Origin of the sequence: Paenibacillus foliorum, from assembly GCF_013141765.1 — a bacterium.
In the GTDB taxonomy this organism is placed as follows: Bacteria; Bacillota; Bacilli; order Paenibacillales; family NBRC-103111; genus Paenibacillus_S; species Paenibacillus_S foliorum.
The window spans coordinates 253,129-273,784 of record NZ_WHOD01000045.1 but is presented as its reverse complement, the minus strand read 5'-3'; the positions used below and the strand labels follow the sequence as shown (position 1 = coordinate 273,784).

23 protein-coding genes are annotated in these 20,656 nt (G+C 41.4%); all 23 read left to right on the top strand.

The features are described 5' to 3' along the window. The first annotated feature begins 2 nt into the window (after positions 1-2). The 23 genes from fliG to GC093_RS09445 all read left to right on the top strand — a co-directional run bounded on the left by fliG (position 3) and on the right by GC093_RS09445 (position 20,601). Positions 3-1,019, top strand: coding sequence for a flagellar motor switch protein FliG (gene fliG / locus GC093_RS09555; RefSeq protein WP_171651626.1), 1,017 nt, complete (start codon positions 3-5; stop codon positions 1,017-1,019). Beyond that, the gene (locus GC093_RS09550) at positions 1,012-1,830 is read left to right on the top strand and encodes a FliH/SctL family protein (RefSeq protein WP_171651625.1); all 819 of its coding nucleotides are present in this window, start codon (positions 1,012-1,014) and stop codon (positions 1,828-1,830) included. The genes fliG and GC093_RS09550 overlap by 8 nt, the downstream gene beginning before the upstream one ends. Next, positions 1,831-3,153 carry a flagellar protein export ATPase FliI gene (fliI, locus tag GC093_RS09545; RefSeq protein ID WP_171651624.1) on the top strand — a complete coding sequence of 441 codons (1,323 nt, stop codon included), beginning with the start codon at positions 1,831-1,833 and terminating at the stop codon, positions 3,151-3,153. 16 nt (positions 3,154-3,169) lie between these two features. Continuing rightward, positions 3,170-3,610, top strand: coding sequence for a flagellar export protein FliJ (gene fliJ / locus GC093_RS09540; protein WP_171651623.1), 441 nt, complete (start codon positions 3,170-3,172; stop codon positions 3,608-3,610). 28 nt (positions 3,611-3,638) lie between these two features. Next, the gene (locus tag GC093_RS09535; RefSeq protein WP_312886487.1) at positions 3,639-4,562 is read left to right on the top strand and encodes a MotE family protein; all 924 of its coding nucleotides are present in this window, start codon (positions 3,639-3,641) and stop codon (positions 4,560-4,562) included. Between the two features lie 27 nt (positions 4,563-4,589). Continuing rightward, positions 4,590-6,155: a flagellar hook-length control protein FliK gene (locus GC093_RS09530; RefSeq protein ID WP_171651622.1), complete on the top strand. Its 1,566-nt coding sequence runs from the start codon at positions 4,590-4,592 to the stop codon at positions 6,153-6,155. Between the two features lie 38 nt (positions 6,156-6,193). Next, positions 6,194-6,652: a flagellar hook capping FlgD N-terminal domain-containing protein gene (locus GC093_RS09525; protein WP_171651621.1), complete on the top strand. Its 459-nt coding sequence runs from the start codon at positions 6,194-6,196 to the stop codon at positions 6,650-6,652. After that, on the top strand, positions 6,649-7,026 hold the full coding sequence (locus GC093_RS09520) for a TIGR02530 family flagellar biosynthesis protein (protein WP_171651620.1): 378 nt from the start codon (positions 6,649-6,651) through the stop codon (positions 7,024-7,026). Before GC093_RS09525 ends, GC093_RS09520 begins: the two co-directional genes overlap by 4 nt. Positions 7,027-7,114: 88 nt before the next feature. Next, complete coding sequence (locus GC093_RS09515) at positions 7,115-7,960, top strand: flagellar hook-basal body complex protein (protein WP_171651619.1); 846 nt, start codon at positions 7,115-7,117, stop codon at positions 7,958-7,960. A 57-nt stretch (positions 7,961-8,017) separates the two neighbouring features. Beyond that, positions 8,018-8,239 (top strand): flagellar FlbD family protein, encoded by a 222-nt coding sequence (locus GC093_RS09510; RefSeq protein ID WP_171651618.1) that lies wholly within the window; start codon positions 8,018-8,020, stop codon positions 8,237-8,239. Beyond that, positions 8,240-8,716 carry a flagellar basal body-associated FliL family protein gene (locus tag GC093_RS09505; RefSeq protein ID WP_171651617.1) on the top strand — a complete coding sequence of 159 codons (477 nt, stop codon included), beginning with the start codon at positions 8,240-8,242 and terminating at the stop codon, positions 8,714-8,716. It abuts the gene before it with no gap. 40 nt (positions 8,717-8,756) lie between these two features. Next, positions 8,757-9,758 (top strand): flagellar motor switch protein FliM, encoded by a 1,002-nt coding sequence (gene fliM, locus GC093_RS09500; protein WP_171651616.1) that lies wholly within the window; start codon positions 8,757-8,759, stop codon positions 9,756-9,758. After that, positions 9,748-11,049, top strand: coding sequence for a flagellar motor switch phosphatase FliY (fliY, locus tag GC093_RS09495; RefSeq protein WP_171651615.1), 1,302 nt, complete (start codon positions 9,748-9,750; stop codon positions 11,047-11,049). The genes fliM and fliY overlap by 11 nt, the downstream gene beginning before the upstream one ends. A 26-nt stretch (positions 11,050-11,075) precedes the next feature. After that, positions 11,076-11,438, top strand: coding sequence for a response regulator (locus GC093_RS09490; protein ID WP_171651614.1), 363 nt, complete (start codon positions 11,076-11,078; stop codon positions 11,436-11,438). 46 nt (positions 11,439-11,484) lie between these two features. Beyond that, on the top strand, positions 11,485-12,135 hold the full coding sequence (locus tag GC093_RS09485; protein WP_246313956.1) for a flagellar biosynthetic protein FliO: 651 nt from the start codon (positions 11,485-11,487) through the stop codon (positions 12,133-12,135). Between the two features lie 44 nt (positions 12,136-12,179). After that, positions 12,180-12,890, top strand: coding sequence for a flagellar type III secretion system pore protein FliP (gene fliP / locus GC093_RS09480; RefSeq protein WP_246314001.1), 711 nt, complete (start codon positions 12,180-12,182; stop codon positions 12,888-12,890). Positions 12,891-12,971: 81 nt separating this feature from the next. Next, a complete protein-coding gene (gene fliQ, locus GC093_RS09475) occupies positions 12,972-13,241 on the top strand; it encodes a flagellar biosynthesis protein FliQ (protein ID WP_171651612.1) in 270 nt (89 codons plus the stop codon). Between the two features lie 12 nt (positions 13,242-13,253). After that, positions 13,254-14,033, top strand: coding sequence for a flagellar biosynthetic protein FliR (fliR, locus tag GC093_RS09470; protein WP_171651611.1), 780 nt, complete (start codon positions 13,254-13,256; stop codon positions 14,031-14,033). 15 nt (positions 14,034-14,048) lie between these two features. Further along, the gene (gene flhB / locus GC093_RS09465) at positions 14,049-15,140 is read left to right on the top strand and encodes a flagellar biosynthesis protein FlhB (protein ID WP_312886486.1); all 1,092 of its coding nucleotides are present in this window, start codon (positions 14,049-14,051) and stop codon (positions 15,138-15,140) included. Positions 15,141-15,163: 23 nt separating this feature from the next. Continuing rightward, positions 15,164-17,197 carry a flagellar biosynthesis protein FlhA gene (flhA, locus tag GC093_RS09460; RefSeq protein ID WP_171651610.1) on the top strand — a complete coding sequence of 678 codons (2,034 nt, stop codon included), beginning with the start codon at positions 15,164-15,166 and terminating at the stop codon, positions 17,195-17,197. Continuing rightward, positions 17,194-18,579 carry a flagellar biosynthesis GTPase FlhF gene (gene flhF, locus GC093_RS09455; RefSeq protein ID WP_171651609.1) on the top strand — a complete coding sequence of 462 codons (1,386 nt, stop codon included), beginning with the start codon at positions 17,194-17,196 and terminating at the stop codon, positions 18,577-18,579. The genes flhA and flhF overlap by 4 nt, the downstream gene beginning before the upstream one ends. Then, on the top strand, positions 18,572-19,447 hold the full coding sequence (locus GC093_RS09450) for a MinD/ParA family protein (protein ID WP_171651608.1): 876 nt from the start codon (positions 18,572-18,574) through the stop codon (positions 19,445-19,447). The genes flhF and GC093_RS09450 overlap by 8 nt, the downstream gene beginning before the upstream one ends. Before the next feature lie 47 nt (positions 19,448-19,494). Further along, positions 19,495-20,601: a protein-glutamate methylesterase/protein-glutamine glutaminase gene (locus GC093_RS09445; protein WP_171651607.1), complete on the top strand. Its 1,107-nt coding sequence runs from the start codon at positions 19,495-19,497 to the stop codon at positions 20,599-20,601. Positions 20,602-20,656: the final 55 nt, after the last annotated feature.

Sequence of the window (20,656 nt, the reverse complement as noted above, 5' to 3'; positions counted from 1 at the left end):
TGTTGGCAAAAGTTCAGCAGCAAGGATTAACAGGGCGTCAAAAAGCAGCCATATTGTTAATCAGTCTAGGCCCCGAAGTTTCGGCTCAAATATTCAAGCATCTACGCGATGAAGAAATCGAACAGTTAACTTTGGAGATTGCAAATGTAAGAAAAGTCGATAATGTTGAGAAAGAATCTATCTTAGCAGAGTTTCACCAAATATGTGTGGCTCAGGAGTTTATATCCCAAGGTGGTATTGCTTACGCAAAGGATATATTGGAAAAAGCTCTAGGATCCCAAAAAGCGTTGGACATTATTAATCGGTTAACGGCAACGTTGCAGGTTAGACCGTTTGACTTCGCAAGGAAAGCGGATCCCGCACAAATTCTTAATTTTATTCAGAATGAGAATTCACAAACAATCGCGTTGGTATTGGCTTACTTGCAGCCGGAACAGTCGTCAATCATTCTTTCCTCGCTTCCTCAGGAGAAACAAGCTGACGTTGCAAAGCGGATTGCTTTGATGGATAGTACTTCACCGGAAGTTATCAGTCAAGTTGAGCGAGTATTAGAGCAAAAGCTCTCCGCAACGGTAACACAAGATTACACAAATGCTGGTGGTATAGCTGCTATCGTACAAATATTGAATGGCGTTGATCGCGGTACAGAGCGTACCATTCTTGACTCATTAGAAATTCAGGATCCTGAATTGGCTGAAGAAATCAAGAAAAGGATGTTTGTGTTTGAAGATATCGTCAATATTGACAATCGCTCCATTCAACGTATCATTCGTGATATTGAGAATGCGGATTTGCAGCTAGCGCTTAAGGTTGCTAGTGAAGAAGTACGTGAAGCGATATTTAAGAATATGTCGAAACGGATGGCTGAAACGTTCAGAGAAGAGATGGAATTTATGGGTCCTGTACGTTTGCGAGATGTTGAAGAAGCACAAACCCGTATTGTTGCTACTATCCGGCGACTAGAAGAGGCCGGCGAGATTATTATCGCTCGTGGTGGAGGAGATGATATTATTGTCTAATGTCATCAAATATACACAATATATTGCTTTAGACGATAAAAAAGTCGTAGAAGTTGCAGTGAAGTCCGAATATACTTCACTTGAAGAATCGAGTGATGAAACAAACAGTCAGCAGTTGGAAGAACTTAATGAAGCTATACTAATCAAAGAACAAATACTGCAAGACGCTGAAACTTTTGCTGAAGAACAGATAAGGACAGCAATGGACGAAGCTGCAGCAATAAGACAGCAAGTTCAAGCAGAATCAGAGGTCTGGTGGAACGAACAAAGACAGCGAGATATAGATCTACAGAACCAATTAAAAGATGAAGGCTTTCAACAGGGCTATCAGGATGGGATTAAACAATCAGAGACAGAGTTGCGTGAGCAATACGATGGAATGCTGCAAGAAGCTTCTCAGATACTAGATCAGGCTTATGTTCTTAAACAGCAGATTATACAAGAGTCCGAACCATTCTTAATCGAATTAAGCTGTTCCATTGCAGAAAAAATTGTTGAACGTCAGCTAACTGTTGAACCTGAATGGATTATCGAACTTGTTCAACATGTGCTTTCCAGAAGAAGAGAGAAAGGGATTATTACACTTTGTGTAGCTCCTACTCATTTCTCTAACATTCAAGATGCCCGTGAAGAACTATTGCTACATATTGACTCTCAAGCAGAGTTGCAGATTATTCCAGATCCTTCAGTTCATGACCATGGCTGTGTTGTCCGATCATCCTTTGGCAGCATAGACGCAAGAATTGATACACAGCTTAAGGAAATCAAAAATGCTTTGCAGCATCTGGCCATCAGAAATGAGGGAACTTAGATGAATCAAGTACCGAATGCTTCCAAGTACATTGAGCACCTTAGACAGATAGACCCAATCCGTGTAAATGGAAAGGTTACTCAGGTTATCGGTTTGACGGTTGAATCTGAAGGACCTGATGCAAGCATTGGTGATGTGTGTTACATTTACCCACTTAAATCCAATCAGCCTCTTAAGGCTGAAGTTGTTGGCTTCAAGAATAACAAAGTATTGCTAATGCCACTGGGAGAGCTGCATGCGATTGGGCCTGGCTGCGATGTTGTTGGAACAGGGAAGCCTCTTACAGTACAGGTTGGTCACGAATTGCTCGGTAAAGTTCTAGATGGGCTAGGCCAGCCGTTGGATGGAACGTTTCTTCCTTCAAGAATGACCCAATATTCAACAAACAATGCTCCGGGGAATCCCTTAAAGCGACCGCGTGTTCTGGAGCCAATTAGTGTAGGAGTACGTGCAATCGATGGGCTGCTTACTATTGGTAAAGGCCAGCGCGTTGGTATCTTTGCAGGCTCAGGCGTTGGTAAAAGCACACTTATGGGAATGATCGCAAGAAATACATCGGCAGATGTAAATGTTATTGCGCTAATCGGAGAGCGTGGCCGTGAAGTACTTGACTTCATAGAACGCGATCTAGGACCTGAGGGGCTTGCAAGATCCGTTGTTATTGTCGCTACTTCCGATCAACCTGCGTTAATTCGTATCAAGGGAGCTTTAATTGCTACCAGTATTGCAGAGTACTTCAGGGATCGCGGACTTAATGTGATGATGATGATGGATTCGGTAACTCGTTTCGCTATGGCACAGCGTGAAGTTGGATTGGCTGTCGGAGAGCCTCCTGCAACACGAGGATATACTCCATCCGTATTCGCCATGCTGCCTAAGCTTCTGGAACGCTCAGGCACCGGACCTAAGGGTTCAATTACCGCTTTCTATACCGTACTTGTAGATGGCGATGATATGAATGAGCCGATCGCAGATGCAGTACGAGGTATTTTGGACGGACATATTGTGCTTGACCGGAGTATTGCGAATCGTGGCCACTATCCAGCGATCGATGTACTGTCCAGTGTGAGCCGTGTAATGAAGGAAATTGTGCCCTCAGAACATATGCTCGCTGCCGAACAATTGAAACGGTTGATGTCTGTTTATAAAGATTCGGAAGATCTTATAAATATAGGGGCGTATCAAAAAGGTTCTAATCCTGAGATTGATCTTTCCTTAGAATATATTCAATCCATTTGGGATTACACAAAGCAAAGAGTGACTGACAAGTTGACTTATAGCGATGCTCAGGAAAGATTAATCCAAGAATTCCAAAAAGGATGAGGGATGAAAACGAATTATGAGATTCCGATATGCGTTCCAAAAAATTGTTGATCTCAAAACCAATGAGAAAACTCAAGCGGAGTGGATGCTCTCCGAAGCGATAGGCAAAGTAAGGGAAGAGGAGTCTTCATTAACGGAGCTTCACTCGGAGAAAGATGACCTGCATGATCAACTACATATTGTATCTTCGAACAAAGCGACAATTTCACAAATATTGTTGCTGCAGCATTTTGTTGACCACATTGACCAAAAAATTGTGACAAAAAACAAAGACCTGCAACAAGCACAGCAAGTTATGGTTACCAAGCAGGAAGTGTTGAATGGAAAAATGCTGGAAGAAAAAATTTGGTGTAAAGCCAAAGATAGGGCGCAGCAACGTTTTACCGTAACGGCTCTTAAGAAGGAGCAAGAGCAGTTAGACGAAATGGCTACAAACCGATTTCGGAGATTGTCATAGTGCATAAACGTACAAGGAGGTGTGGTTAGTGGCAGATGTGGATGTTGAGAATAACTCCTCGTATGGCGCAATGGAACGGTTTCTAATTTGGTTCTTGATCCCTTTTGTATTCACTGCTGTACTGCTTGGCGTATTGTTGACTATTTTTGATTACGATGTGATGAATAACGTTCTACGCGCAGCGAACAAAATACCCATTATTAATACGGTTATCCCAGAACCAAAAGTCAAATCAACAGAGGGAAAGCCGTCTGATAAGGTAGCTCAGCAGCAAACAACTTCGGCCCCTGTAGCGGAAGAGACAGCTCAAGCGCTTAATTCCAAACTGGAGCAAAAAGATCAGGAGCTTAAGAAAACAGATACTATTGTTCAACAAAGGGACCAAACAATTAAGGAGCTTCAGCTTAAAAATAGTACATTAGAAGAGCAAATGAAATCGAAAACGCAAAATGATGATGAATACACCGCCAAAATTCAACAGTTATCTTCGATGTATGCTAAGATGTCACCTTCAAAGGCTGCGCCAATTATGGAGAATTTAACCACAGCTGAGATGGTACTGGTGCTTAGTATGATGAAAGTTGATGAGAGGGTGAAGGTACTTGAAAAGATGAATCCTAAAATGGCTGCAGACGCATCGATATTGTTGAAAGATCTCACAACAACAAAAGACAAGCAAATCGCAGCACTTCAAGAACGTCTCAAGCAGGTATCGACTCCAGATCCAAATGCCAGTCAAAAGCTTAGCAAGGATGATCTAGGAGCAACCTTCTCGAATATGACTCCTAAGAGCGCTGCAACCGTACTCTTGGAGATACAAAAAACGAATCCAGAGAAGGTGATCTCTATATTAAGTTCTATGGACAGTGCAGGTCGTTCCAAAATCATTACAGCTATTTCTGATCAAGAGAAGGAAACAGCAGCACTAATTTCCACACGTTTAGCACAATAATATCGAAAGGAGGTGAAAGAGAAAATTATGGAAATTCAAGCGCAAGTATCAGTAGCTCCAACCAATTCAGCTTCATCGAATGCATCAACCAATGCTAACGGAAATACATCTGCAGCACCTTTATTAACCGGTCAAGCCAAAACAGGGTTTTCGGCAACTTTGAATGGAATGCTTGCAGGTGAAGCTGAAGTAAGTCAAGGTGATGCACAAATATCCCTTGTTGGTTTAAATGCGTTAGCTCAGTTAATGGCTGCTCTAAAAGAAGATTCAGCGGTTTCATCGGATCAGAGCTTGGCCGATTCATTGAAACAGTTAGATGATCTAATCAAGCTTATAGATACGGATACTGAAGGTTCTTCTGCCTTGGTTGAGGATCCTGGTGTACAGGCTTGGTTGGCACAAATCCAAGCTCTTCTGCTGACTCAAACTCAAACTGCTCTAACCGTGACTCCAACTCAAGGAAATGAGGCGGGAGAAGGTACGGTTAATGAAGCTCTACCGCAGGCGATTGGAAATTCACAGAACGCTAGACTGAATCCGTTGCTGTTTGTTCCTTTGGAAACATCGACTACTGATAATGATTCCGCTCAGACTGTATCAGTTGATGAACTAAAGCCAGTGACCAAAGCTGAAGCTCATAAACTACTGGAAAGCTTTAAGGATCTTTTACAATCTAACCGTGATCAGAATTCCAATCTTTTGACTGGAAATGCTATGCAAAAAATAGTTGCAGATCTACAGCAAGTATTATCGCCATTAATTGCCGTTCAATTGGAAAGAGATACTTCAACGGATTCGGTTACAGATAGCGAAGTTGCTGCTCAGCTATTTTCGACTCCATCAACAGATCGAACAGCAGGAACATCGACCATTACCAATCCATTTAAAAAAGATACTACATTCCAAGTGAATGTAACGGCTGTTAATCCTAAATTGGAATTTTTGGCAGCTAAAGCGTTCCCGCTTAAGACAACCGTGGATGAAGTAGTTAAGGATACTCCATTATTTGAGCCGTTAGAGGATGTCATAGTGGATTCAACTGCTGATAATAACGTAATGCCTATGCATGAATTTTTGAAGCAGGTTCAAAGCGGGGAACAACTTTCTAAAACTCCGGTTTTACTAATGCACTCACATAACTTTACGGAAGAGATGACTGAATTTATTATTAAATCCTTTACCGTAGACGCAAGGGCAGAAGGGATCACGGAAGCGAAGCTCTCCTTATACCCGCAGCACTTGGGTCAAGTAGATGTGAAACTAACGATCCACAACGGCCAATTGATCGCGCAGTTTATGGCAGATAGCTTGACTGGCAAAGAAATGCTGGAAAGTCAATTGAGCCAGCTTAGAACTACATTGCAGAGTCAGGGTATTCATGTAGAAAAGTTGGAAGTAACACAAAGCCAATCTTTCCAATCAGGAATGTTCCAAGATCAACGGCAGCAGCAATCCCAACAGTCCAATAAGCAGCAAAAGGGTAACGGCACGAATAATGTTGTATCCTTGGATGAAGAATTGGCTCAAGAAGCTGCTACATCTACACCGGTTACAAATCGACTTGGACAAACTTCTATCGATACAACGGCATAGGCATAACACGGCCTTATGAATGATTAGGAGGTGAACGAATGTCTGATTCAATAGTAAGTACCAGGAATGTGTATCCTTATTACGCTAAGACGAACATCGAAAATTCAGGTACTGTAAAAAAAGAGGATGCTGGCAAATTAGGCAAAGATGAGTTTTTGAAAATATTGATGACTCAGCTTAAAAACCAAGATCCAATGGAGCCGCTTCAGGATAAAGAATTTATAGCACAAATGGCTCAATTTACGTCTGTCGAGCAGTTAACCAATATGAACACGGAAATGAAGAATCTCCGTCAAACCTTGGGCTTTGCATCGGGATTGATTGGAAAAGAAATTTCCTGGACTAATGTTACAAGTGATAGCAACAATCCTGTCATTAAAAAGGGTGTTGTTGGCTCCATAGTTGTGAAAGCAGATGGACAGTATGTTGTGGTTGATAAGGAACAGATTAAGTTGGATCGAATTACAGAAATTTCAAACTCGGAGGTTAAGCCATGACCGAACGAATTTCTGTAGGCCAGCTATATCCGGGAAGTTTAAGGACTCAGCAGCTAAAGAGAAACGATGCTCCATCCCAAACGAAGGACGGAACGTTTCAACATGTGCTACAAAATGAGTTAGTCCGTTTTAGTCACCATGCAGAGCAGAGGCTTCGCCAAAGAGGGATTGAGTTCCAGCCGGAACAATTGGCCAAAATTCAGTCTGCTATTGATAAAGCCGCGTCCAAAGGCGCTAAAGATTCTCTAATGCTGATCAACGATACCGCACTTATTGTGAATATTAAGAACAGGACTGTAGTTACCGCCCTTGATGAAGCATCAATGAAAGATAACTTGTTCACCCAAATTGACAGTGCGGTCATTATTTCGTAACAGAAGGGCCGGACCTTTATAAGGAAGCCCCTGGTTGTGGAACGACCGAAGCAACCTAATCTTATTACCCAACGGGAGGCAACATTCTATGTTAAGATCTCTATACTCCGGAGTTTCCGGCATGAGAGGGTTTCAAACTAAATTGGATGTTATCGGTAATAACATCGCCAACGTAAATACAGTTGGCTTTAAAGCCGGACGCGTTATGTTTAAGGATATACTCAGCCAAACGGTTGCAGGCGTTACTCCATCCGTAGATGGAACCAAAGGTGGAGTCAACTCAAAGCAAATCGGTCTGGGTGTGTCGATAAGCGCCATTGATACGATACATACACCAGGAAGTGCAATGACTACCAATGTACCAACAGACTTGCGACTTGACGGGGATGGATTCTTCCTTGTTAGTGATACACCAGGAACGGGTGAACCGTTTTTAACTCGTGCAGGGAACTTTTCATTTGATGCAAACAACCAGTTAGTTACTTCAGACGGTATGTATGTGCTTAGTTCGGATAATGCAATAATCGACCTAGACAATTTGGGTGCTGGTGGACCTGTAACTGCTTATTCCATCTCTAACTCAGGTGAGATCATTACGGTTGATAGTACAGGAACAACTACTAGCTCAGGTGTTTTTATCGGAATAGGGAAAGTTGCTAATCCTTCTGGTCTTGAAAAGGTTGGTGGAAATTTATACCGTCAATCTCCAAACTCTAATGATGCTGGAGCACCTGTTTCCGGAGCGATTCTGACAGCGAATGATCCAACTAATGGAACAGGCGCAATCGTGGCTGGTCAACTTGAAATGTCAAATGTTGACTTGACTGGCGAGTTTACAGAAATGATAGTTGCTCAGCGTGCTTTTCAAGCTAACTCACGAATTATTACTACTTCTGACCAAATTTTGCAGGAAGTTGTCAATTTGAAACAATAATAGAAATGATGGGGAGCTTAACCTCTCCCTCTAATTTTTATAAAACGGAGGATAGTCATGATTCGACTAACACGGCTCAATGGGAGGACAATTACAATTAATGCTCTGCTGATTGAAAGTATCGAGGAAACTCCTGATACTATGATTACATTAATAACAAGTAAAAAAATCACCGTATTAGAACCAGAGAAAGATGTGGTCCAGCTAGTGACCCAGTATATGAAATCTATTGGTGCGGTTGCCGGAACAATTAAGAGTTTGGATTCGGAGGGGTTGTAGTTGTTTAAAAGTAAAATATTCTTGCTAGTGGTGGCAGTCCTTATTGCTATAACCTTAATTTTGACAGCAGCTTTCATATTATGGAACTACATGGAAAAGGCAAGCTCAGATCCTCAAGAGCTCGCACAAAATTCAGCTAAAGAAGTAAAACCGGCCAAAAAGCTTTCTCCTGAAGAAACTAAGGCCAGCACTGTAATTTTAAAAGATATATTGACGAATCTTGCAACTAACAATAGATTCATTAAAGCAAGCTTCGCTATTGAATTGGAAAATACGAAGGCCAAGGATGAATTTGAAAAGCTGGATTTTAAAATGAAAGCCATAATCGTACAAACGCTCTCCGATATGACCCCAGAGCAGGTACAAGGCAGCAAAGGCTTGGATAATCTTACGTCGGCCCTTATGAATAAAATGAACCCATTGCTCTCCTCCGGGAAAATCAAGCAAATTTGGATTACGGATAGTGTTCTTCAATAATGGTGCTACTTAAAAGAAATTGCATGAAGGAGGTGACGAGATGGTTGATGTGCTTTCGCAGAATGAGATAGACGCCTTGTTAGCCGCGTTATCTTCCGGTGAGATGGATGCAGAAGAGCTAAAAAAGGAAGATACCCAGAAAAAAGTCAGAGCTTACGATTTTAAAAGGGCGGTTCGATTTTCAAAGGACCATATTCGAAGCTTAACTAGAATTCATGAAAATTTCGCACGCTATTTAACGACATATTTTTCGGCGCAATTACGGACTTTTGTGCAAATAAATGTGGTACAAGTCGAACAATTGCCTTATGATGAGTTTATCCGCTCTATTCCAAAGATGACGATACTTAATATCTTTGAAGCAGAACCTTTGGAAGGAAGAATGGTGCTCGAAGTTCATCCTAACGTAGCGTTCGCCATGTTGGATCGATTGCTTGGCGGAGCAGGGACTTCACCCACTAAAATCAACGCACTAACTGAGATTGAGACCATTGTAATGGAACGAATATTCAGCAGAGCGTTCGAGAGTCTCCAAGAAGCTTGGAAAACTGTCATTGATCTATCACCTCGATTGGAAGCATTGGAAACCAATCCGCAGTTTATGCAGATTGTGTCACCCAATGAAACGATTGCGTTAATTTCCCTAAGCACTAAAATAGGGGATACAACGGGCATGATCAATTTATGTATTCCACATGTGGTAATTGAGCCCATTATGCCAAGGTTGTCTGTCCATCATTGGTTTGTATCGCAAAAGAAAACAAGTGCACCAGAAGAAGTAATGGCACTTCAATCCAGATTACATAAGGCCAAAGTTCCTATTATTGCTGAATTAGGTGAATCCCAAATTTCGATTCGAGAGTTTCTAAATTTAAATGCTGGTGATGTCATTGCATTAAATAAACCAGTAGAAGATTTATTGAACATCCGGATTGGAGAGAAATTGAAATACATAGGAACTCCAGGAACGAGTAGAGGGAAGTTGGCTATTCAGATTACAGAGATTGTCACTGAGGAAGGAGCGGATGAGAATGACGAATAATAAAGATTATTTGTCTCAAGAGGAAATAGATGCATTGTTAAGACAGTCTTCCGGTGATAGTTTTGATAACGCGAGCGGAGAGGTTCATATCGATGATTATCTAACCTCCCTGGAGCAGGACGCTCTTGGAGAGATAGGTAATATTACCTTTGGTAGTGCAGCAACAGCTTTATCCACACTGCTCGGTAAGAAAGTCGATATTACGACTCCCAAGGTTTCCATTATTCCAAGAGAAGAATTGGTTCAAGAATTTCCTAAACCGCATGTGGCTGTTCATGTAAATTATGTAGATGGTTTTGATGGCATAAACTTGCTTGTGATTAAAACTCGTGATGCTCAAGTTATCGCCGACTTGATGATGGGTGGAGACGGTACCGGTCAAAATATTGAATTGTCAGAAATTCATATCAGTGCTGTGCAAGAAGCAATGAATCAAATGATGGGCTCTTCAGCAACATCGATGTCGACCATCTTTAATCGTTTTGTTAACATTTCTCCACCTGGAATTGATATTTTAAATTTGGCTGAAGGAGAAGGTACTAATTCACTTCCTCCTGAGGATGTCTTTATCAAAATTTCCTTCCGTTTAACAATAGGAGATTTGATCGATTCCACAATCATGCAATTGTTGCCTGTTCCTTTTGCTAAGGACATGGTATCGATTCTGATGGGTGGGGGAGACGTTGTTGAGGAAACGGCTGCATCCGCAGCTCCTGCAGCTCCAACACCAGCGCCAGCAGCACCGGTTCAACAACAGCCTGTAGCACCACCTATGCAGGATCCTTATGCACAGCCGATGTATCAGCAGCCAATGTATCAAGATCCATCTATGCAGCCACAGCAACCGATGTACCAGCAACCTATGTATCCACCACAGCAGCCGATGTATCAACAGCCTATGTACCCACCACAGCAACCGATGTATCAGCAGCCGCCTGCGGCTTATGGTGCCGGCCCTGTAAGGGACGTTAATGTGCAACCGGCGCAGTTCACAGGATTTAATCCAACTCAACTAACTCCTGCTGAAGATACTAACCTTAATTTACTGCTGGATATACCACTTAAAGTAACTGTTGAATTAGGAAGAACTCATAAAGTAATCAAGGATATTCTCGAGCTTTCTCAAGGTTCCATTATCGAATTGGACAAACTTGCCGGTGAGCCTGTTGACATCCTTGTCAACAACAAGCTGATCGCTAAAGGTGAAGTCGTCGTAATTGATGAGAACTTTGGGGTACGTGTTACTGACATAGTAAATCAGTGGGATCGAATTCAAAAATTACAATACTAACTAACCCCTAGGAGGACTGTTTACCCATGGCAAACCGAATTTTGATTGTAGACGATGCAGCTTTTATGAGAATGATGATCCGAGACATTTTGACTAAAAATGGTTATGAGGTTTGTGGTGAGGCAAATGATGGCGCTCAAGCTATTGAAAAATTTAAAGAGGTTCGTCCTGATTTGATCACTATGGACATCACGATGCCCGAAATGGATGGAATTGCTGCACTAAAGGAAATCAAGAAAATAGATCCGAATGCCAAAGTTATTATGTGTTCAGCGATGGGCCAGCAGGCTATGGTTATTGATGCCATTCAAGCTGGTGCCAAAGATTTTATTGTGAAGCCATTCCAGGCAGATCGTGTTATTGAAGCTATTAAGAAAACGTTGGGATAATAAAGGTAAGGGGAGAGTCTGACATAAACCGAAAGGAATGTGAAACTTGAATAGACTCGTAACCAGATTATGTTCATTTATATTCGTGGGGATGATTCAATTAGCTGGATTCTCGATAGTTTGTTATGGGGAATCCGGCGCTTCTGCCGATAGGTTTCCTAATGAATCACCAAGTATTGACTATCCCGGCATAAGCACTGCTGATACCATGTGGATGGTCGTCAAAGTTATTTTTTTTCTTATCCTTATTATCGGATTGTTTTTCGTGATTATTAAGTTTCTTGCCAAAAAAAATAAATTTTTATTTGGTCGTTCGCTTCGCTCGTTGGGTGGGGTTCCGCTCGGGCCAAATAAATCCATACAAGTAGTTGAAGTTGGTCGTTCGCTATATATTGTTGGTGTCGGAGACAACGTACAATTGATGGAGAAGATCGATGATGTCGAAGAAGTTGCCTATATAACGGAAATGCTGACAGCCAGCACATCTAATACAGTAACTTTCGAGACCTTCAGCGGATGGTTAAGCAAGCTAAGAAAGAAGCAGGATGACACGATAGAAGTAGAAGAATCCGATATAACGGCATCCTTTCAGCAAGTATTCCACAATAAAATGCAACATTTGTCTGACCGCAAGAAGATGGTGGAGGAATTGTTGATGGATGACAAAAACAAAGATCGGTTGAATGATAAGCCATGAAATGGAAAGCTGCAGCTTTAACCGTAGTATCCTTGTTAGCAATCATGTTCATTAATACACATGCTTATGCGGCTGATCCGATACCTGGTATTAATATCGATATAGGTTCCTCAAGCAATGTTGGGGGAGCTTCAAACACAATCAATATCATATTGTTAATCACCATATTGAGCATAGCACCTGCAATTCTTGTATTGATGACCAGCTTTACCCGAATTATTATAGTGCTCGGTTTTGTCAGAACATCTCTAGGAACCCAGCAAATGCCACCCAATCAGGTGTTAATAGGTTTAGCTTTGTTCCTTACCTTTTTTATTATGGCTCCTACATTAGGAGACTTGAATCAAACCGCATTACAGCCTTATCTCAAGGGCGAAATCACGCAATCAGCAGCTTTGGAGAAAGCTTCAACATCGATAAAGGGCTTTATGTTTGAACACACAAGACAGAAGGATTTAAAACTGTTTCTGGATTATTCCAAAGCGCAGCCACCAAGCGGTGTAGCAGATACACCTCTCACAGCATTGGTTCCCGCTTATGCAATAAGTGAACTTAAGACAGCATTTCAAATGGGTTTCATGATATTCATTCCATTCTTGGTCATCGACATGGTAGTAGCAAGTACACTTATGGCAATGGGGATGATGATGCTTCCTCCCGTAATGATATCTTTGCCTTTTAAAATATTGTTGTTTATCTTGGTTGACGGGTGGTATCTTGTCGTGAGATCCCTGCTGCTTAGTTACAATACGTAGGATCTTTGCTAACATAGTTAGTTTTTGCCTAGCCAAAAACTCTCAGGGTAATCTGACCCAAGCAGAAGGAGAGAATAAATCGTGAGTTCCGAGTTTGTTATCCATTTGGCCGGTGAGGCTGTGTATACGGTCTTAAAGGCTAGTGCTCCCATGCTGGTACTCGCTTTGGTAGTTGGATTGATCATTAGTATTTTTCAAGCAACCACTCAGATCCAAGAGCAGACCTTGGCTTTCGTTCCGAAGATTGTGGCCGTACTTCTTGCGGTATTGGCCTTTGGTCCTTGGATTCTGACAACGTTGGTTGATTTTACTTACAACCTGTTGAATAACCTTTATAAATATGTCGGCTAGGTAGTGAATGAAATGGAATGGGTTAATCAATTTTTTCCTGGCTTCATGCTCTTCTTTTGTCGGATTACCTCTTTTTTTGTCGTAGCACCGGTCTTCTCGGCAAAAAATGTCCCGGCACATTTTAAGGTGGGAATTGCTTTTTTTGTAACATTAATGGCTTATACAGTAACAGGCACTGCAACAACAGTCCCACTTGATTCACTCTACTTACTGACAGTCATACGGGAAATTCTAGTAGGCATCTGTCTTGGATTTATTGCTTACTTGTTTTTTACTGTCGTGCAGATAGCAGGGTCCTTTATAGATATCCAAATTGGATTCGGGATTGCTAATGTTATTGATCCTATGACCGGAGCATCCTCTCCAGTTATAGGTAATTTGAAATATATGATCGCGATGCTGCTGTTTCTTTCTTTTAACGGGCATCACCTGTTGCTTAAAGCAATAATAGAAAGTTATGAATGGATACCATTATCCAATGACTTGTTTACAAGAATGTACAGTGGACAAATTTCAGAGTTTTTATTAAAAACATTCTCAACCATATTTGGTATCAGTTTGCAGATGGCTTCCCCGCTTATCGTAGCACTTTTTTTAACGGATATTGGGTTAGGCTTGCTCACTAGGGTGGCACCTCAATTTAATATTTTTGTTATTGGGGCTCCTCTCAAAATGATCATTGGCTTTATATTATTGATTTTGCTATTCCCAGCTTATCAAGATGTATTTAAGGAAACCTTTATTTCTATGCTCGACCACTTGCAAAAGTTTTTTGGGTTATTTGCAGGTTAACCGGGAGGACTGGATGTGGAACGTATTCGTTTACAGCTAGATTTACAGATGTTCGCGGGTGAAAAAACAGAACAGGCTACTCCCAAAAAACGGCAGGAATCCAGAGAAAAGGGACAAGTTGCAAAAAGTATGGATTTGCCTGCTGCATTTATTTTGTTTTTTGCATTCTTATCGTTTTATTTGTTTGGCGGCTATATGAAAGATCAATTGATGGATGTGTTTCGATCTGTATTCAACGACTACTTGTTACTTGATTTATCCATTGAAAACGTAAGCTCGCTTTTTAAGCAATTGGTTATTCAAAGCTTGTTGCTGCTTACTCCTATCTTGTTAATTACGGTTGTCATAGCAATTTTCAGTAATTATTTACAGATAGGTTTTCTAATGACCGGCGATCCACTTAAGATGAAGTTCAACAAGATAAATCCTATAGAAGGCGCAAAAAACATATTTTCTATGCGGACAGTAGTAGATTTTATGAAGTCTGTGCTTAAAATGTCTATTATCGGCTATGTTGTTTATTCAACACTATGGGGTGAAAAAAGTCATTTAATGGATCTTGCCAGGCTGCCGCTTGAAAATATTTTTCTATTCGCAGGATCTGTTACTTTTAAATTGGGAATTAAGATAGGACTTATCCTCATTGTACTGGCTCTGTTTGATTATATGTATCAGAAGTATGAGTTTGAAAAGAACCTGAGAATGTCCAAACAAGATATTAAGGATGAATATAAGAAGACGGAAGGGGACCCGTTAATAAAAGGAAAAATCCGTGAAAAGCAGCGTAGAATGGCCATGCAGCGTATGATGCAGGAAGTTCCAAAAGCTGATGTTGTTATTACGAATCCAACACACTTCGCGGTAGCATTGAAATATGACTCGAAAAACATGCAGGCACCTACGGTTTTAGCTAAAGGTACAGATTACATAGCATTAAAGATTAAACAAATTGCAAAAGAAAACAGTATTGTAACTATGGAGAACAAACCTTTGGCTCGTGCGTTATATGCCCAAGTTGAGATTGGAGAAGCCATTCCGGCCGACATGTTCCAAGCTGTAGCTGAAGTCTTAGCCTTTGTATATAAGGTGAAGGGCAAGGCTAACTAACTTAGGAAAGGAGGACATACGTGATGAAAGTAAAAGATCTAGTCGTACTGATAGGCGTAATCGGTATTATTATGATGATGGTTGTTCCGGTACCCGTATGGCTCATAGATGTATTGCTGATCATTAATATCTCAATTGCTTTAATGATTATCCTTGTTTCCATGAATACGCAGGAAGCTTTGCAATTTTCAATATTTCCATCCTTATTGTTAATAACCACCTTGTTTAGGCTAGCTTTAAATGTCTCGACAACACGTAACATATTGGCAAATGCGGATGCCGGTAATGTGGTCAAAACCTTTGGTTCATTTGTCGCCCAGGGGAACATCGTAGTTGGTTTCGTAGTGTTTATAATCCTGGTTATTGTTCAATTTATCGTTATTACCAAAGGTTCTGAGCGCGTTGCCGAAGTAGCTGCCCGATTTACATTGGATGCTATGCCAGGTAAGCAAATGGCGATCGATGCAGACTTAAATGCAGGGCTGATCAATGAACAGCAAGCAAAAGAACGACGTGAGAAAATTTCAAATGAGGCTGACTTTTATGGTGCGATGGATGGAGCCAGTAAATTCGTAAAGGGAGATGCCATAGCGGGCATTATCATCCTGATTATTAATTTATTGGGCGGACTGATCATTGGAATGACCATGAAGGGAATGAGTATTGCCGAAGCAGGAGAAAAGTACTCGATCATGACGATCGGGGACGGGTTAGTCAGTCAGATTCCGGCGCTTTTAATTTCTACTGCAGCGGGTTTAATTGTAACCAGGGCTTCTTCAGACGGCAACCTTGCACATGATTTAACTAAACAGCTTTTCTCCTACCCTAAATTGCTTTATATTGTTGCAGGCACCATTACATTACTTGGTATCTTTACGCCGATTCATTTCTTTACTACGTTTCCGATCGCTGTTCTACTTGCTTTTGCCGCAATGAAAATGCAGCAAAATCTGGTCAAGCAGCAAGTGAAGGAAGAATTGCTGGAAGAAGAGCAGCAAATAGAAGAGGTCCGCAGTCCCGAGAGTGTCATTAGTTTATTGCAGGTGGATCCGATTGAGTTTGAGTTTGGATATGGCCTAATCCCACTAGCTGACACTCAACAAGGCGGAGACTTATTAGATCGTATTATCTTAATTCGTCGTCAATGCGCACTAGAGATGGGGGTTGTCGTACCCGTAATCCGAATACGTGACAACATTCAATTAAAGCCAAACGAATATGTAATTAAAATAAAGGGTAACATGGTTGCCCGCGGTGAGCTTCTATTAAATCATTATCTGGCCATGAGCCCAGGAGTAGATGATGATTCGATCTCAGGTATCGACACGCTAGAGCCTGCGTTCGGATTACCAGCGATGTGGATAGATGAAGTTATGAAGGAACGAGCTGAATTATCTGGTTATACAGTAGTTGATCCACCTTCTGTTGTCGCTACTCACTTAACTGAAATAATCAAGAAGCATGCACACGAGCTGCTTGGACGACAAGAAACAAGATCTTTAATAGAGAATGTCAAAGAAAGCTACCCAGTATTAGTGGATGACCTCATTCCAAATGTGCTGTCCATTGGGGATATCCAGAAAGTGCTAGTGAAATTACTTAGAGAGAAAATATCGGTACGTGATCTGGTTACCATACTAGAAACCTTGGCAGATTACGGTACTTATACGAAGGACCCTGAGATCTTGACCGAATATGTTAGACAGGCCTTATCAAGGCAAATCACACAACAATTTGCAAGCCATGGTGATTCACTTAAGGTCATTACTGTTGGTCCCACACTTGAGAAGAAAATTGCTGAATCCGTTCAGCAATCAGATCAGGGAAGCTATCTGGCATTAGATCCGTCTTCAACACAGATGATTTATCAGCGTATATCAGATCAAGTAACCAAACTTATTCAATCAGGTCAACAACCGATCGTGCTGACCTCACCTACCATTCGGATGTATTTAAGACAGCTCTTGGAACGGACTATGCAGGATATACCGGTTCTTTCCTACAGCGAACTCGAACCCAACGTTGAAATTCAAAGCATGGGGGTAGTTAATTTATGAGAGTGAAGCGCTACGTAGTCGATTCTATGCCAGATGCTTTACAAAAGATTCGTACGGATTTAGGAAAAGATGCCGTCATCTTAAGTACAAAAGAAATTCGTTCTGGCGGCTTTATGGGGATGTTTTCCAAGAAAAAAATTGAAGTGCTTGCTGCAACAGATTCGACAGCCGCAGCGAGTGCTTCTAAAGCTCCGGCACCTACACCAACGGTGTCACAGGAGCAAGCTCCTAGAAACTATAATTCTTTACAAACTGCTCAGAACGCGTACTCAAGACCGACTACCAGTGCAGGAGCCGTATTACCAAATAAGATAGCGGATCAATCGGCACTGTCTTTTCCTGAGGTGCCTGATGTGCTAATACCCAGCTCACCGCCTGTCGCCGTAAAGGCTCCTTTTCAAGCTCCACCAGTACAACTGGCACCTCAAGTATCACATGCACCACAATTAACACAGGCTCCACAAGTATCACATCCATCAACAATGGTACCGGTTAATACGAAGGAAGATATGCTGCTCGAAGAACTTAAGCAAATGAAGGAGTTCATGCACAAGCTTTCAGTTCAGAGCTTCCAGCAGTCTCCAATAGACCCCGCATTGGCACCATTACAGCAGCGGATGCTGGATCAAGAACTAGATCCTGTTCTCGTTCAAGAAATTATTACTGAAGTAACGGAAACAGCTAAATCGGAAGGTATTGCGTTAACTGAAGAGCTGGCAATGAAATTAATACGTAAGCAATTGCTCGGTCTGTTTATGGTAGGGGAGTCGAAGCATATGGCCCCTGATACGAGAATAGTCCACTTCGTTGGACCTACTGGAGTAGGTAAAACAACTACAATTGCTAAACTTGCGGCAGAACAGGTGCTTAAATATAACCGTAAGGTTGGATTTATCACATCGGATACATACCGAATTGCTGCAATAGAACAGTTAAAAACGTATGCGACCATTTTAAATGTTCCTTTAGAGGTAGTTTTTTCACCACAGGATTTGTCCAAAGCCTATGAACAATTAAAAGATTGTGATCTTATATTTATGGATACTGCTGGTCGCAATTACCGTAATGAGATGTATGTATCGGAATTAAATTCGCTTTTACGCTCTCAGGGAAAGAGTGAAACGTTCCTTGTATTGAGCTTAACAACCAAATATAAAGATATGAAAGCAATAACTGACAACTTTACTAAATTTAAATTGGACAAGGTTTTGTTTACGAAGATGGATGAAACCGACTCGTTCGGCTCTGTAGTCAATCTAGTCCATGATTTCAAGCTTCAATTGTCTTATGTTACAAATGGGCAAAGCGTACCAGATGATATTACAGAATTGGCGGAACAACACATCATTGACTTGATACTGGGGGCCAGTAACAATGAATGATCAGGCACAAGGACTTCGGAATCTCGTCTCGAGCCAACAAAACCAACAATTGCCCAAAACAACAAGAATTATTACTGTCACGAGCGGCAAGGGTGGGGTGGGTAAATCTAATTTCACCTTGAATTTTGCGCTTACCTTACAGAAGAAAGGATATAAGGTCCTTGTGTTCGATGCCGATATCGGCTTAGCCAATATTGATGTTTTAATGGGAATTACAGCCAAGTATAATTTGTACCACCTCCTTAAAAAGGAGAAAACGATATGGGAGATTATTCAAACGGGTTATAATAACCTGCAGTTTATCGCAGGCGGTTCCGGTTTTAATGATTTAATTAGGTTAACTGAGGAGCAGCTTGATTATTTTGCTAATCAGGTCAATGAATTAAACGGCTCTGTTGATTTTATTATTTTTGATACAGGAGCTGGATTGTCTAAGGAAACGTTGAAATTTATTTTGGCCGCAGAGGAAACATTTGTTGTTACTACGCCTGAGCCTACTTCCATTACTGATGCTTATGCCATTATTAAGATGGTTAATTCTATGAACGAGCCCGTTAAATTCAAGCTTGTTGTAAATCGAGCCACAGATTGGAAGGAAGGCAAGCAAACGGCAGACAAGATCAGCATGGTAGCCAAACAGTTTCTGCAGCTGGATATACCGACACTAGGTTTTGTTGCTGACGACAGCCATGTATCCAAAGCAGTTAAAAAGCAGGTTCCCTTTACAATTGAATTTCCTTCTTCCCCGGCTTCTCTAGCAATTGAAAAGTTAGTGGAAGATTTCATTGCCAGACAAACACCTGTAGAAAATCAAGATGGTGCGGTCAAAGGTTTTTTATCAAAAATGATAAGACTTCTTAAACAGTAACAACCTCTTGCCAACCAAACAGACAACATGGAGGTGTTAGACAAATAATGCAACCATATGGAGTGCTAGTAGTCGACGATTCTGTTTTTATGAGAAAAATCATTACAGACCTCATTTCGGAGGATCCTCAGTTTCAAGTAGTGGCAACCGCAAAAAATGGTAAGGAAGCCTTGGAGCTTGTTAAAAAGCTTAAACCGAACGTGGTTACTATGGATATTGAGATGCCGGAAATGAATGGACTAGATGCTCTAAAGGCAATCATGTCTGAACTGCCGACACCAGTGGTCATGCTGAGCAGTTTAACACAAGATGGTGCAAGGGAAACTATAACTGCCTTAGAAAGAGGCGCCGTTGATTTTATAGGAAAGCCATCAGGTTCCATTTCCTTGGATCTTCATAAAGTGAAGACAGCTCTTTTAGAGAAGCTTCATATAGCAGTGAAAACGAATGTTAACAAGTTTCAATTAAATCCGTTGGTTTCCAAACCATCACCCAGATTAGCAGTAGCTACCGAAACCGTCGTGCAGTCCATTACAGAAAAGCAGCAACAACAATTGAAACCGTCATCACATGTAAGCCAACTTGTTGCAATAGGGACATCTACTGGGGGTCCTAGGGCATTGCATCAAGTCATTTCACAGATCCCTGGACATACGCCAGCTCCAATCGTAATCGTACAGCACATGCCGCCCAACTTTACCAAATCTTTGGCACAGCGGTTGGATTCTGTATCTGAGCTGAATGTACTAGAGGCCGAGAATGGAATGATCCTTCAAAATGGCACAGCGTATATAGCGCCTGGGGGTTACCATATGACTATAGCTCGGAACGGCCCTGGGGCATACAAAATTCATTTGAACCTAGAAGATCCTAGGGCCGGTCATCGACCATCCGTTGACATCCTTTTTGAATCTTTGCTTCCGCTCAAAGAATTGAAGCGTCATATTGTTCTTATGACAGGGATGGGGGCGGATGGAGCCAAGGGGATGCTGGCATTAAAACAAGCTGGAGCCACAACTACTATCGCGGAATCGGAAGAAACATGCATTGTATATGGGATGCCAAGAGCAGCTGTAGAATTGAACTGCGTTATGCATGTTCTGCCTCAGCAGGAAATTGCTCGGAAGATATCACAAGCAGTCATTACAAATTAAATTGAAATAAGACTACAGCATTTGGGATGAACTACATTGACGGAGGTGTATGGTT

Coding starts and splice junctions, on each gene's coding strand:
- GC093_RS09525 (WP_171651621.1), top strand. CDS start 6,194: ATGTCTGATTCAATAGTAAGTACCAGGAATGTGTATCCTTATTACGCT.
- fliY (WP_171651615.1), top strand. CDS start 9,748: ATGACGAATAATAAAGATTATTTGTCTCAAGAGGAAATAGATGCATTG.
- GC093_RS09520 (WP_171651620.1), top strand. CDS start 6,649: ATGACCGAACGAATTTCTGTAGGCCAGCTATATCCGGGAAGTTTAAGG.
- flhA (WP_171651610.1), top strand. CDS start 15,164: ATGAAAGTAAAAGATCTAGTCGTACTGATAGGCGTAATCGGTATTATT.
- GC093_RS09515 (WP_171651619.1), top strand. CDS start 7,115: ATGTTAAGATCTCTATACTCCGGAGTTTCCGGCATGAGAGGGTTTCAA.
- fliP (WP_246314001.1), top strand. CDS start 12,180: ATGTTCATTAATACACATGCTTATGCGGCTGATCCGATACCTGGTATT.
- fliI (WP_171651624.1), top strand. CDS start 1,831: ATGAATCAAGTACCGAATGCTTCCAAGTACATTGAGCACCTTAGACAG.
- fliR (WP_171651611.1), top strand. CDS start 13,254: ATGGAATGGGTTAATCAATTTTTTCCTGGCTTCATGCTCTTCTTTTGT.
- GC093_RS09445 (WP_171651607.1), top strand. CDS start 19,495: ATGCAACCATATGGAGTGCTAGTAGTCGACGATTCTGTTTTTATGAGA.
- GC093_RS09530 (WP_171651622.1), top strand. CDS start 4,590: ATGGAAATTCAAGCGCAAGTATCAGTAGCTCCAACCAATTCAGCTTCA.
- GC093_RS09510 (WP_171651618.1), top strand. CDS start 8,018: ATGATTCGACTAACACGGCTCAATGGGAGGACAATTACAATTAATGCT.
- fliJ (WP_171651623.1), top strand. CDS start 3,170: ATGAGATTCCGATATGCGTTCCAAAAAATTGTTGATCTCAAAACCAAT.
- GC093_RS09450 (WP_171651608.1), top strand. CDS start 18,572: ATGAATGATCAGGCACAAGGACTTCGGAATCTCGTCTCGAGCCAACAA.
- flhF (WP_171651609.1), top strand. CDS start 17,194: ATGAGAGTGAAGCGCTACGTAGTCGATTCTATGCCAGATGCTTTACAA.
- GC093_RS09490 (WP_171651614.1), top strand. CDS start 11,076: ATGGCAAACCGAATTTTGATTGTAGACGATGCAGCTTTTATGAGAATG.
- fliM (WP_171651616.1), top strand. CDS start 8,757: ATGGTTGATGTGCTTTCGCAGAATGAGATAGACGCCTTGTTAGCCGCG.